The sequence below is a fragment of the Rhodopila sp. genome (assembly GCF_965277825.1).
Classification (GTDB): Bacteria; Pseudomonadota; Alphaproteobacteria; order Acetobacterales; family Acetobacteraceae; genus Rhodopila.
This window is the reverse complement of sequence record NZ_OZ255846.1, coordinates 180703-193644: the sequence shown is the minus strand read 5'-3', so window position 1 is coordinate 193644 and position 12942 is coordinate 180703. Positions and strand designations below refer to the sequence as shown.

The window sequence follows — 12942 nt, the reverse complement described above, 5'->3', positions numbered from 1 at the left end:
GGCCACCGGTTTCAGCCCTTCATCAGGTTGACGTCTTCAACCTGGATCGACCCGCGATTGCGGAAGTAGATCACGACGATGGCGAGACCGATCGCTGCCTCGGCCGCGGCGACGGTGAGCACCAGCATGGCCATGACCTGGCCGGCGAGGTCGTTATGGGCGGCGGAGAAGGCGACGAAATTCAGGTTTACCGCGAGCAGGATGAGCTCGATCGACATCAGGATGACGATGACGTTCTTGCGGTTGAGGAAGATGCCGAAGATGCCCAGCACCAGGAGGATGGCGGACACCACGAGGAAGGGGCCGAGGCCGACCTGTGTCATGGTTGCGGGACCTGGTGTGGGATGAGGGTTGCGCGGTCAGTGGCCATGGCCGGCTCCTGTCGCGGCGTGTTCCTCGACCGGTTCGGGTTCGGATTGTTTGGGCGGCAGGTTTCCGCCGGAGGCGGTGGTGCCGGCGCCGACCGATACCGACATCATCTGCAGTGTCTCGGCCACCGTGCGTTCGGTTTGCCGCCGGATATTCTGGTGGCGGGATGTCTTGCGGTCTCGTAACGTCAGCACGATGGCGCCGATCATCGCCACCATCAGGATCAGGCCGGCGGTCTGGAACAGGAAGACGTAGTCGGTGTAGAGAATCCGGCCGAGTGCCTCGGTATTGGACATCCCGGCGGGGGTCGGCGACATCCGCAACTGCACTGCCCCCGGCGATAGTGCCCAGCCGCCGAGCACCGCGGCGAGCTCGACGAACAGCACTGCGCCGACCGTGGCGCCGATCAGCCAGTAGCGCTGGAAGCCGCCGCGCAATTCGGCGAAGTCCACGTCCAGCATCATCACCACGAACAGGAACAGCACCGCGACCGCGCCGACGTAGACAATGACCAGGATCATCGCCAGGAACTCGGCCCCGGCGATCAGGAACAGAGCGGCGGCGTTGAAGAACGCCAGGATCAGGAACAGCACCGAGTGGACCGGATTGCGCGCGGTGACCACCATCGCCGCCGAGGCCAACAGGATCGCGGCGAACAGGTAGAACAGGATCGCGGTGATCATCGGTAGGGGGCGTCCAGTTCCAGCCGGCGGGCGAGTTCAGGCTCCCACCGGTCGCCGTTCTCCAGCAGCTTGTCCTTGTTGTACATCAGCTCTTCGCGGGTCTCGGTGGCGAATTCGAAGTTCGGACCCTCAACGATGGCATCGACCGGGCAGGCTTCCTCGCACAGGCCGCAGTAGATACATTTCGTCATGTCGATGTCATAGCGGGTGGTGCGGCGCGATCCGTCGGCGCGCGGTTCGGCTTCGATGGTGATGGCCTGGGCCGGACAGATCGCCTCGCACAGTTTGCAGGCGATGCAGCGTTCCTCGCCGTTGGGGTAGCGGCGCAGGGCGTGTTCGCCCTTGAAGCGCGGGCTGATCGGGCCTTTTTCGAACGGATAGTTGATCGTCGCCTTGCGGCGGAAGAAGTAGCGCAGCGTCAGCCACATGCCGGCGGCGAGTTCGCCAAGAACCAGGCTGCGCGCGGTGCGGTCGAGGAATGCCATTAGCGGGAATCCTTGACTTCGTCGGTGCCGACGCTGAGCGGGCCGAGTCCGGCTGGTCGGGTGGTTCGAGGCACCGACAGATTGTTCAGACAATTATGCGTTGGGCCATCATGCATTGGGCAGCCAGCCGAACGCCATCAGCGCGCCGGCGGTGATCACCAGCCAGAGCAGCGAAAGCGGCAGGAACACCTTCCAGCCCAGTCGCATCAGTTGATCGTAACGGTAGCGCGGGAAGGTGGCCCGCACCCAGAGGAAGAAGAATAGCACGAAGCAGACCTTCAGCACGAACCAGATGACACCGATTTGCGGCAGCAGGCCGAACGGTCCCAACCAGCCGCCGAGGAACAGGATGGTGGTCATCGCGCTCATGAGGATCATGTTGGCGTATTCGCCGAGGAAGAACAGTGCGAAGCTCATGGAGGAGTATTCGACGAAGAAGCCGGCAACGATCTCGGATTCGCCTTCCGGCAGGTCGAACGGGGAGCGGTTGGTTTCCGCCAGTGCCGAGATGAAGAACACGACGAACATCGGGAATAGCGGGATGCAGAACCACACGGTATGCTGCGCGCGAACGATGTCGGACAGGTTCAGGCTGCCGACGCAGAGCAGCACCGAGACCAGAACGAAGCCCATGGAGACCTCGTAGCTGACCATTTGCGCGGCCGAACGCATGGCTCCGAGGAAGGCGTATTTCGAGTTCGACGCCCAGCCGGCGATGATGATGCCGTAGACGCCCAGCGAGGAAATCGCGAACAGATAGAGTATGCCGACATTGATGTCGGCACCGACCCAGCCCTGGTTCACCGGGATGACCGCCCAGGCGATCATCGCCAGGCCGAAGGTCAGCATCGGTGCCATCAGGAACAGCAGGCGGTTCGCCCCCGAGGGGATGATGGTCTCCTTCATCAGCATCTTCAGCGCGTCGGCGAACGGCTGCCACAGTCCGAACGGGCCGACCACGTTCGGACCCTTGCGCAACTGCACCGCGGCGAGGACCTTGCGTTCGGCATAGGTCAGGTAGGCGACGCTGATCAGCAGCGGCACGATCAGTGCCAGCGACTCGGCGAATGTAAGGATGACGAGGCCGATATTGGTGTTGTGGAAGAAGTCGTACATCGGCCTATTCCGCCGCCAAGGCTGGCGCCGACTGAGCCTGCACGCACGCCGCCATGGTCGGGCTGGATCGGCTTATCGGATCGGTTAAGTAATAGTTTGGCACGTTTGAAGTCAGCGGCGCATCGGACAGCACCGCCGGATCGCCGACCGGACCGGTGTGATCGGAGCAGCCGAACCGGGCAAGCGAGCCGATGCGGCCGAACACCGGGTTGATCTGTTCCATCCGGGTGCGGAGGGCCTCGATGGTGTCGTAGGGCAGGGTCTTGCCGATCACCGCGCTGAATGCGCGCAGGATGGTCCAGTCCTCGCGCGCATCGCCCGGCGGATAGACCGCGCGGAAGCCGCGCTGGACGCGCCCCTCGGTGTTGACGTAGGTGCCGGATTTCTCGGTGTAGGCGGCGCCGGGCAGGATCACGTCGGCGCGTTGCGCGCCGGCGTCGCCATGATGGCCTTGATATACGACGAAAGTGCCCGCAGCGATGCGGGCCGCGTCGATCGCGTCGGCGCCCAGCAGCCAAAGCAGATCGACGCCGCCGGACAGCATGGCGTCGACCGACTTGGCATTTGGTCCGGGGACGAAACCCAGATCCAGGGCGCCGACGCGGCCCGCCGCGGTGTGCAGCACGTTGAAACCGTGCCAGTCGGGTGACAGCGCGCCGACCTGCGCCGCCAGCCGCCAGGCGGCGGCCAGGATCGCGCTGCCGTCAGGACGCGCCAGCGCCCCCTGCCCGAGGATGATCATCGGCTTTGATGCGTTAGCGAGCACCTTGGCGAAGTCATTCGAGCCAGCATGCAGGTCGGTGAGCAGCGCGGGCGAGGCGCCGAGGTGGGTCGTTGCGTAGGTCAGGTCGGTGTCCTCGCCGATCAGGCCGATCGGCATACCGCTGGCCAGCCACGCCTTGCGAATCCGCGCGTTCAGCACCGGTGCCTCGTGGCGCGGGTTGGAGCCGACGATAAGGATCGCGTCGGCCTGCTCGATGCCGGCGATCGAAGTATTGAAGCAGTAGAAGTCACGCCGTGAGGCATCCAGTTTGGCGCCGTCCTGGCGACAGTCCAGGTTGGCGGAGCCCAGGCTGGTGAACAGGTCTTTCAGTGCCAGCACGCTCTCGGCATCGCACAGGTCACCGGTGATGGCACCGATGCGGTCGCCGGATAATGGCTTGAGTTTGGCGGCGATGGCGTCGAACGCCTCATTCCAGGTGGCGGGGCGCAGCTTGCCGTTCTGGCGCAGCCACGGACGATCGAGCCGGCGGCGGCGCAGGCCATCGAGGGCGAAGCGGGATTTGTCGCCGATCCATTCCTCGTTAACGTCTTCATTGATGCGCGGCAGGATGCGCAGTACCTCGGTGCCGCGGGCGTCGATGCGGATGTTGCTGCCGACCGCGTCGAGCACGTCGACACTGTCGACCTTGGCCAATTCCCAGGAGCGGGCGACGAAGGCGTAGGGCTTCGAGGTCAGCGCGCCGACCGGGCAGAGGTCGATGATGTTGCCGGACAGTTCGGAACCCAGCGCCTTTTCGACGTAGGTGCCGACTTCCATGTGCTCGCCGCGGGAAGTGGCGCCGAGGTCGGGGACACCGGCGACCTCGGTGATGAAGCGGATGCACCGGGTGCAGTGGATGCAGCGGTTCATCGAGGTCTTGACCAGCGGGCCGAGGTTCTTGTCCGGCACGGCACGCTTGTTTTCTTCGTAGCGCGAGTGGTCCATGCCGTAGCCCATGGCCTGGTCCTGCAGGTCGCACTCGCCGCCCTGGTCGCAGATCGGGCAATCCAGCGGGTGGTTGATCAGCAGGAACTCCATCACGCCGCGGCGGGCGTTGCGGACCATCTTGGTGTCGGTGTGCACCACCATGCCGTCGGCGACCGGATAACCGCAGGAGGCGATCGGCTTGGGCGGGGCTTTTTCCACCTCGACCAGGCACATGCGGCAGTTGCCGGCGATCGACAGGCGGTCGTGGTAGCAAAAGCGCGGGATTTCCACGCCGGCCTGTTCGGCGGCCTGCAGAATGGTGTAGCCGTTGGCGACGTCGATGGTGATGCCGTCGATGGTGACCTTGGCCATTCTGCTACTCCGCCGCCATCGGCATCGGCCGGGCGGGCTTCTTGTAGGCGGCGATGCGGGCTTCCATCACCGGGCGGAAGTGCCGGATCAGGCCCTGGATCGGCCACGCGGCGGCGTCGCCGAGGGCGCAGATCGTGTGGCCCTCGACCTGGCGCGTCACCTGCTCCAGCGTATCGATTTCATCCGGCGTGGCGCGGCCCTCGCCCATGCGCGTCATCACCCGCCACATCCAGCCGGTGCCCTCGCGGCAGGGCGTGCACTGGCCGCAGCTTTCATGCATGTAGAACTTGGACAGGCGGGTGATGGCCTTGATCACGTCGGTGGATTTGTCCATCACGATGACCGCCGCGGTGCCCAAGCCGCTGCGCGCGGCGCGCAGGCTGTCGAAGTCCATCAGCACGTCGTCACAGACCGATTTCGGGATCAGCGGCACCGACGCGCCACCCGGAATCACCGCCAGCAGGTTGTCCCAGCCGCCACGCACGCCACCGGCGTAGCGCTCGATCAGTTCGCGCAGCGGGATGCCGAGTTCCTCCTCGACATTGCAGGGTTTGTTGACGTGGCCGGAGATGCAGAAAACTTTTTCTCCCGTATTGTTCTGCCGGCCGAGGCTGGCGAACCATGACCCGCCGCGGCGCATGATGGTGGGCGCCACGGCGATCGATTCGACGTTGTTCACGGTTGACGGACAGCCATACAGCCCGACGCCGGCGGGGAATGGCGGCTTCATCCGCGGCATGCCCTTCTTGCCCTCGAGGCTTTCGAGCAACGCGGTCTCTTCGCCGCAGATATAGGCGCCGGCGCCGCGGTGCAGGAAGACGTCGTAGTCGTAGCCGGAGCCGCAGGCGTTCTTGCCGATCAACCCGGCTTCGTAGGCTTCGTCGATAGCGCGTTTCAGCACCAAGGCTTCGTTGTAGAACTCGCCGCGGATGTAGATGTAGGCGGCGGTGGCGCCCATCGCGAAACCGGCGACCAGGCAGCCTTCGATCAGCTTGTGCGGATCGTGGCGCAGGATGTCGCGATCCTTGCAGGTTCCCGGTTCGGATTCGTCGGCGTTCACCACCAGGTAGCACGGCCGATCGGACTGCTTGGGCATGAACGACCATTTCAGGCCGGTGGGGAAGCCGGCGCCGCCGCGGCCGCGCAGGCCGGAGTCCTTCATTTCCTGGATCAGGGCGTCACGGCCGCGCGCCAGGATCGCCGCGGTGCCATCCCAGTCGCCGCGGGCACGCGCGCCCGCCAGGAATGGGTCGTGCACGCCGTACAGGTTGGTGAAGATGCGGTCCTTGTCTTGCAGCATCTAACCCTCCTGCACAGTCGTCAACGTGGTTGGTCCGCCTTCGGGGGCCGAGGTTTGCCGACCCGTCATCGAGCCCGGCTTGGGCCGGTCGCCGCGACGCAACGCGGCCAGCAGTTGGTCGACCCTTTCGGCGTCCATGTCTTCGTAGAAATCATCGTCCACTTGCAGGATCGGTGCGTTGACGCAGGCGCCGAGGCATTCCACCTCGGTCATCGTGAACACGCCGTCCTCGCTGGTCTCGCCCCAGCCCTTGATGCCGGTCGCCTTGCGGCAGGCCTCGGTGATGTCGTCGGACCCGAGCAGCCAGCACGGCGTGGTGGTGCAGACCTGCAGATGATAGGTGCCGATCGGGCTGGTGTTGAACATCAGGTAGAAGGTGGCGACCTCGTAGACCCGGATCGGCGGCATGCCAAGCCGAGCGCCGACCGCATCCATCGCCTTGATCGGCACCCAGGCGCTGCCGGTCTGGCGCCGCATCTGATTCTGCGCGACGTATAGCACCGGGATCACCGCGCTGGCCTGGCGGCCGGCCGGGTAGCGGGAGACAATCCTGCTGATTTCAGCCTCGCTGGCGTCATCGAAGGCGAAGCTGGACGGCTGGGATGCCGATCCGTTGGTCTGTGCCATGGTCTACCTGTCGATCTCGCCGAACACGACGTCCATGGACCCGACGATCGCACTGACATCGGCCAGCATGTGGCGCTTTGTCATCACATCGGTAGCCTGCAGGAAGGCGAAACCGGTGGACCTGATCTTGCAGCGATATGGGCGGTTGGACCCATCGGCGACAAGATAGACGCCGAACTCGCCCTTGGGGCTTTCCACCGTGGTGTAAGTCGCGCCGGGCGGCACGTGATAGCCTTCGGTGAACAGCTTGAAGTGATGGATCAAGGCTTCCATCGAGCGTTTCATTTCGCCGCGCGTGGGCGGAGAGAACTTTCTGTCCTGCACCTTGATCGGGCCGGGCTGCATCAGGCCGATGGCCTGCTGGATGATTTTCACGCTTTCCCGCATCTCGGCCAGGCGCACCAGATAGCGGTCGTAGCAGTCGCCGTTGCGGCCGACCGGGATCTGGAACTCGACCTCGGAATATTTGTCGTAGGGCTGGGACCGCCGCAGGTCCCAGGGGACGCCGGAGGCGCGCAGCGGTGGGCCACTGAAACCCCAGGCCAGGGCGAGTTCCGACGACATGATCCCGATGTCGACGGTACGCTGCTTCCAGATCCGGTTGCCGGTCAGCAGGTCTTCCAGTTCGTCGACGAATTTGGGGAAGGTCTTCGACCATTGTTCGATCCTGCCCAACAGACCGGCGGGCAGGTCTTTCGCCACGCCGCCGGGGCGGAAGTAGTTGGCGTGCAGCCGAGCGCCGGAGGCCGCCTCGTGGAATTCCATCAGCTTTTCGCGTTCCTCGAAGCCCCAAAGACTTGGCGTGATGGCGCCGACGTCGAGAGCGTAGGTCGTGACATTAAGCAAGTGATTTAACACGCGGGTGATTTCGGCGAACAGCACGCGGATCCATTGCGCGCGATCGGGCGCGGTGATGCCCAGCAGTTTCTCGACCGCCAGCGCGAAAGCATGCTCCTCGCACATCGGCGAGACATAATCGAGGCGATCGAAATACGGCACCGCCTGCATGTAGGTCTTGTACTCGATCAGCTTTTCGGTGCCTCGGTGCAACAGTCCGATATGCGGGTCGGCGCGTTCGACCACCTCGCCGTCGAGTTCGAGGATCAGCCGCAACACGCCATGTGCGGCCGGATGCTGCGGACCGAAATTGATCGAATGACTGTCGATCTCGACCGTCTTGGCGGAGGGCACCGTGCCCGTCGCGTCGTTCATAGCCCTAGCCTTTCGCCTGTTCGGCGCCCCGTTCGGTGAACACCTTCTCGTCGCCCGGCAGGGTCGTCATCGCCTCCCACGGAGACATGAAGTCGAAGCTGCGGAAATCCTGCGTCAGCCGCACCGGTTCGTTGATCACCTGCTTGCGGTCCTCGTCGTAGCGGACCTCGACATAGCCGGTCATCGGGAAATCCTTGCGCAGCGGGTGGCCCTCGAAGCCGTAGTCGGTGAGGATGCGCCGCAGGTCGGGCTGGCCGGAGAAGGCGATGCCGAACAGATCCCAGGCCTCGCGTTCCCACCAGGTCGCGACCGGCCAGACGGTGTGGACCGACGGCACCGGGGTGTTCGGATCGGTGGTGATGATCACCCGCACCCGCTGGTTCAGCGACACCGACAAAAGGTTGTAGACGACGTCGAAGCGTTCGCCGCGTTCCGGCCAATCGACGCCGCACAGGTCCATCATCTGCTCGAACGCCAGGCGGGGGTCGTCGCGTAGCGTGGTCATGACCGACAGCAGCGAGTCGCGGGCGGCCTGGGCGACCAGTTCGCCGGCCTCGATGCGGACGCCGGACACGCCGGGGACTGAGGCGACGGCTTGTCCCAGCAATTCCATTGCCGAGGGTGGCGGCGGTGCGGCGGTTGGGGGGGTCTCTTCAGCCACGCAGGATGGTCCCGGTGCGGCGGATCTTCTTCTGCAACTGCATGATGCCGTAGACCAGGGCCTCGGCGGTCGGCGGGCAGCCGGGCACGTAGATGTCCACCGGCACCACGCGGTCGCAGCCACGCACGACGGAGTACGAATAGTGATAATAGCCGCCCCCGTTGGCGCAGCTTCCCATGCTGATCACCCAGCGCGGTTCCGGCATCTGGTCGTACACCCTGCGCAGGGCCGGCGCCATTTTGTTGGTCAGCGTGCCGGCGACGATCATCACGTCGCTCTGCCGCGGCGAGGCTCGGGGGATGACGCCCAGCCGGTCGAGGTCGTAGCGCGGCATGTAGGCGTGGATCATCTCGACCGCGCAGCAGGCCAAGCCGAAGGTCATCGGCCACAGGCTGCCGGTTCGCGCCCAGTTCACCACCTTGTCGAGGTTGGCAACCAGGAAACCCTTATCGGCGATTTCGCCGGTGATGCCCTTAATGACGGCGTCCTGTTGCTCAGCCGGCGGCAGATGGTCGGGGCTCCAGGCCAATTCGGTGGCATCGTTCATGCTGCTACTCCCACTCCAGCGCGCCTTTGCACCACTCATAGATAAAGCCCACGGTGAGAACGCCAAGGAACGCGACCATCGACCAGAAGCCAAAAGCGCCGATTCCTTTCAGCGCAACCGCCCAGGGGAACAGGAAGGCGACTTCGAGATCGAAGATGATGAACAGGATGGCGACCAGGTAGTAGCGGACGTCGAACCGGCGGCGGGCATCGTCGAATGCCTCGAACCCGCATTCGTAGGCCGACAGCTTTTCCGGGTACGGTTTCTGGCGGGCGGCGAGCAGTGAGGCGGTGACCATGGCGAGGGCGATACCCCCGGCGATCACGAGGAACACCAGGATCGGCAGATATCCGAAGAGAACTGGCTGCATGAGGGGGGGTCCGCGCTAAGTCGAGTTGCTGCCAGTGCAGCACGGGACGAGCCAAACGCCGGTGGCGCCAGCCTGTCCCCTCCCGCGATGCAGCACGAGGCGGACAGTAGACCGATCTCGCCGGCACCGCCATAGGGGACAGCGGCAAATCGATGCCCGCGCCGGGCGATAGCCGAGCCGGCGGTTGGAGAAAGGACGGGGTGGTCGCCGCTGGCGCGAGTGACGGGGCTCGAACCCGCGACCTCCGGCGTGACAGGCCGGCGCTCTAACCAACTGAGCTACACCCGCAGCGGCAGGGGGGAGCGTTTATGCTGGGCTTATATCGGCGTCAAGGGCGTTGCGCGCCGGTCGTCGTGGTGGGCGGTGACGGGTTCGAACCGCCGGCCCTCTCGGTGTAAACGAGACGCTCTACCGCTGAGCTAACCGCCCTATTTGCTCGTCTCGTGACCCATCACGTAACGCGGTCCGACCACGCAAGAGCAGGGGACCGCCGGCGGGCGAGGCGGATCATCCCACGGAATCCTTCAGGCCTTTGCCGGCCTTGAAGCGGACGGTGGTGGATTCCGGGATCGCCATTTCCTCGCCGGTGCGAGGGTTGCGACCGGTGCTGGCTTTGCGGACCGCCGCGACGAAGGTGCCGAAACCGACGAGGCGGACCTCCTCCTTCTTTTTCAGCGCATCGCCGATGGCACCGAAGACGGCATCGACGACTTCGCCCGCCTTGGCGCGGGAGAGTTCGGTTCCGTCGGCCACCGCGCCAACGAGGTCCATTTTGTTCACGGCGTTTCCTCTCAATCTGCAAGATCGCGAATCGGGGCTACCGAAGGGTCGCCCGCAAGAACGCGCGGACACTACCGGCGGGATTTCTGCCGCGTCAATGCTAAGGGCGCGGATTTCTGGGGAAAACCGGCCTGCGCGGCGGGTTTTGCGGATATCGGCGGTGCCGCGCCCAGGGCTTGGCCGAACAGCCTCTGCCGCCGACGCAAGAAGGACCTTAGGGAGCTGAGGACGCGATTTGGGCTGGCGCGGGCCCCCGGGGCGGCCAAGCCACCCCGGGGTTCTGAGAGCCGTCAGTGCGGTAGCGAGGCCTGTGTCGCCGGCTGCGCGGCCGGCGTCGGCACGGGCGGTTCGGGCGGTTCTTCCCACTCGATCGGGATCGGGCGACGAGCCAGGGCCTGGGCAATGACCTCGTCGACGTCGGCCACCGGAATCAGTTTCAGGTGCTTTTTGACGTTGTCCGGGATTTCGGCCAGGTCCTTCTCGTTTTCCTTCGGGATGAAGACCGTGGTGATCCCAGCCCGCAGCGCCGCCAGCAGTTTTTCCTTGAGGCCGCCGATCGGCAGGATCCGGCCGCGCAAGGTGATCTCACCGGTCATTGCCACGTCGCGGCGCACCGGTATGCCGGTGAGGATCGACACGATCGAGGTTGCCATGGCGACGCCGGCCGACGGGCCGTCCTTCGGCGTGGCACCCTCGGGCACATGGACATGGATGTCGCGCTTTTCGTACAGCGTCGGCTTGATGCCGAAGCGCAGCGAGCGGCTGCGGACGTAGCTGAGCGCGGCGGACACACTTTCCTGCATCACGTCGCCCAGCTTGCCGGTCTGCTTGACGTTGCCCTTGCCGGGCAGCAGCACCGATTCGATGGTGAGGATCTCGCCGCCCACCTCGGTCCAGGCCAGGCCGGTGACCACGCCCACCATGTCCTCGGCCTCGGTCTCGCCAAAGCGGAACTTCTTCACGCCGGCGAACTTCTCCAGGTTCTTGCGGGTGATCGAGACCTTCGCCGTGTGCTTGGTGACGATCTCCTTGACCGACTTGCGTGCCAGGTTGGCAATCTCGCGTTCCATGTTGCGGACGCCGGCTTCGCGTGAATAGTAGCGGATCACGTCGCGCAGGGCATCCTCGGTGATGCTCCATTCTTCCTTCTTCAGGCCATGCGCCTCACCCTGCTTGTTGATCAGGTGGCGCTTGGCGATCTCGACCTTCTCGTCCTCGGTGTAGCCGGGGATGCGGATGATCTCCATGCGATCCAGCAGCGGCTGCGGCATACGCAGGCTGTTGGCGGTGGTGACGAACATCACGTCCGACAGGTCGTAGTCGACCTCCAGATAATGGTCGGCGAAGGTCGAGTTCTGTTCCGGATCCAGCACTTCCAGCAGCGCCGAGGACGGGTCGCCGCGCCAGTCGGAGCCCAGCTTGTCGACCTCGTCCAGCAGGAACAGCGGGTTGGAGGTCTTGGCCTTCTTCATGCCCTGGATGACCTTGCCCGGCATCGAGCCGATATAGGTCCGCCGGTGGCCGCGCACTTCCGCCTCGTCGCGCACGCCGCCCAGCGACATGCGGACGAAGTTGCGCCCGGTGGCCTTGGCGATGGATTTGCCCAGCGAGGTCTTGCCGACGCCGGGTGGTCCGACCAGGCACAGGATCGGGCCGCGCACCTTTGGCGAGCGGGCCTGCACCGCGAGGTATTCGATGATACGTTCCTTGACCTTGTCGAGGCCGTAGTGATCGGATTCCAGCACCTTTTCGGCGGCGACCACGTCGTTGTTGATCTTGCTACGCTTTTTCCAAGGGATCGATAGCATCCAGTCGAGGTAGTTGCGCACCACGGTGGCCTCGGCGCTCATCGGGCTCATGGTGCGCAGCTTCTTCAATTCGGCGACGGCCTTCTCGCGCGCTTCCTTGGAGAACTTGGTCTTCTTGATGCGGGCCTCGAGTTCGGCGTTTTCGTCCTTGCCGTCCTCGCCTTCGCCCAGTTCCTTCTGGATCGCCTTCAACTGCTCGTTCAGGTAATACTCGCGCTGGGTCTTCTCCATCTGCCGCTTGACGCGGTTGCGGATGCGCTTCTCGACCTGGAGCACGCCGATTTCGGACTCCATGTGGCCAAACACGCGTTCCAGCCGCTCGCTGATCTTGGCGATTTCCAGCAGGTCCTGCTTTTCGGGGATTTTCAGGTTGAGATGGCTGGCAACAGTGTCGGCCAGCTTCGAAGGCTCCTCGATCTGGTTCAGCGAGACCAGCACCTCGGGGGCGATCTTCTTGTTCAGCTTGATGTACTGCTCGAACTGCGAGACGACAGTGCGGCCGAGCGCTTCCAGGTCCTTCTTCTCGCCGCCGACATCCGGCAGCGGTTCGGTGGTCGCCTCGAAGTGTGATTCGGTTTCCTGGAAGCTGGCGATCTTGGCGCGGCGGCCGCCCTCGACCAGCACCTTTACCGTACCGTCCGGCAGCTTCAGCAGTTGCAGGATGGTGGACACCGTGCCGATGCGGAAGATGTCCTCGACCGACGGATCGTCCTGCGAGGCATTCTTCTGCGCCACCAGCAGGATCTGCTTGTCCTCTTTCATCACCGCTTCCAGCGCGCGCACGGATTTTTCTCGCCCGACAAACAGCGGAACGATCATGTGCGGGAAGACGACGATGTCACGCAGCGGCAGTACCGCCATCAGGTCGCCGTGGCCTGGCTTTGCCAGCGCGGCCGGTTTGTCCGTGGCGGGATTGTCCGCG

Annotated in this window: 13 protein-coding genes and 2 tRNA genes; all 15 read right to left on the bottom strand. The window is 64.5% G+C overall.

Going from position 1 to position 12942, the window contains the following annotated elements:
• Nucleotides 1-11: 11 nt before the first annotated feature.
• Nucleotides 12-323 carry an NADH-quinone oxidoreductase subunit NuoK gene (gene nuoK / locus ACQY4T_RS01465; RefSeq protein WP_428536610.1) on the bottom strand — a complete coding sequence of 104 codons (312 nt, stop codon included), beginning with the start codon at nt 321-323 and terminating at the stop codon, nt 12-14.
• Nucleotides 324-359: 36 nt separating this feature from the next.
• The gene (locus ACQY4T_RS01460; RefSeq protein WP_428536607.1) at nt 360-1052 is read right to left on the bottom strand and encodes an NADH-quinone oxidoreductase subunit J; all 693 of its coding nucleotides are present in this window, start codon (nt 1050-1052) and stop codon (nt 360-362) included.
• On the bottom strand, nt 1049-1537 hold the full coding sequence (nuoI, locus tag ACQY4T_RS01455) for an NADH-quinone oxidoreductase subunit NuoI (protein ID WP_428536604.1): 489 nt from the start codon (nt 1535-1537) through the stop codon (nt 1049-1051). Before nuoI ends, ACQY4T_RS01460 begins: the two co-directional genes overlap by 4 nt.
• Nucleotides 1538-1645: 108 nt before the next feature.
• Nucleotides 1646-2653: an NADH-quinone oxidoreductase subunit NuoH gene (gene nuoH / locus ACQY4T_RS01450; protein WP_428536601.1), complete on the bottom strand. Its 1008-nt coding sequence runs from the start codon at nt 2651-2653 to the stop codon at nt 1646-1648.
• A gap of 4 nt (nt 2654-2657) precedes the next feature.
• Nucleotides 2658-4715: an NADH-quinone oxidoreductase subunit NuoG gene (nuoG, locus tag ACQY4T_RS01445; RefSeq protein ID WP_428536598.1), complete on the bottom strand. Its 2058-nt coding sequence runs from the start codon at nt 4713-4715 to the stop codon at nt 2658-2660.
• Nucleotides 4716-4719: 4 nt separating this feature from the next.
• Nucleotides 4720-6015 (bottom strand): NADH-quinone oxidoreductase subunit NuoF, encoded by a 1296-nt coding sequence (gene nuoF / locus ACQY4T_RS01440; protein ID WP_428536595.1) that lies wholly within the window; start codon nt 6013-6015, stop codon nt 4720-4722.
• Nucleotides 6016-6642, bottom strand: coding sequence for a complex I 24 kDa subunit family protein (locus ACQY4T_RS01435; protein WP_428536592.1), 627 nt, complete (start codon nt 6640-6642; stop codon nt 6016-6018).
• 3 nt (nt 6643-6645) lie between these two features.
• Complete coding sequence (locus ACQY4T_RS01430; protein ID WP_428536589.1) at nt 6646-7854, bottom strand: NADH-quinone oxidoreductase subunit D; 1209 nt, start codon at nt 7852-7854, stop codon at nt 6646-6648.
• Nucleotides 7855-7858: 4 nt separating this feature from the next.
• Nucleotides 7859-8467 carry an NADH-quinone oxidoreductase subunit C gene (locus ACQY4T_RS01425; protein WP_428542648.1) on the bottom strand — a complete coding sequence of 203 codons (609 nt, stop codon included), beginning with the start codon at nt 8465-8467 and terminating at the stop codon, nt 7859-7861.
• Between the two features lie 40 nt (nt 8468-8507).
• Nucleotides 8508-9101 (bottom strand): NuoB/complex I 20 kDa subunit family protein, encoded by a 594-nt coding sequence (locus ACQY4T_RS01420; protein WP_428536586.1) that lies wholly within the window; start codon nt 9099-9101, stop codon nt 8508-8510.
• Nucleotides 9067-9432 carry an NADH-quinone oxidoreductase subunit A gene (locus ACQY4T_RS01415; RefSeq protein ID WP_428489398.1) on the bottom strand — a complete coding sequence of 122 codons (366 nt, stop codon included), beginning with the start codon at nt 9430-9432 and terminating at the stop codon, nt 9067-9069. Before ACQY4T_RS01415 ends, ACQY4T_RS01420 begins: the two co-directional genes overlap by 35 nt.
• A 211-nt stretch (nt 9433-9643) precedes the next feature.
• Nucleotides 9644-9720 (bottom strand) — tRNA-Asp (locus ACQY4T_RS01410).
• Nucleotides 9721-9786: 66 nt separating this feature from the next.
• Nucleotides 9787-9861: transfer RNA gene (locus tag ACQY4T_RS01405), tRNA-Val, on the bottom strand.
• Nucleotides 9862-9939: 78 nt separating this feature from the next.
• The gene (locus tag ACQY4T_RS01400) at nt 9940-10203 is read right to left on the bottom strand and encodes an HU family DNA-binding protein (RefSeq protein WP_428536583.1); all 264 of its coding nucleotides are present in this window, start codon (nt 10201-10203) and stop codon (nt 9940-9942) included.
• Between the two features lie 299 nt (nt 10204-10502).
• Nucleotides 10503-12881: an endopeptidase La gene (lon, locus tag ACQY4T_RS01395; RefSeq protein ID WP_428542645.1), complete on the bottom strand. Its 2379-nt coding sequence runs from the start codon at nt 12879-12881 to the stop codon at nt 10503-10505.
• Nucleotides 12882-12942: the final 61 nt, after the last annotated feature.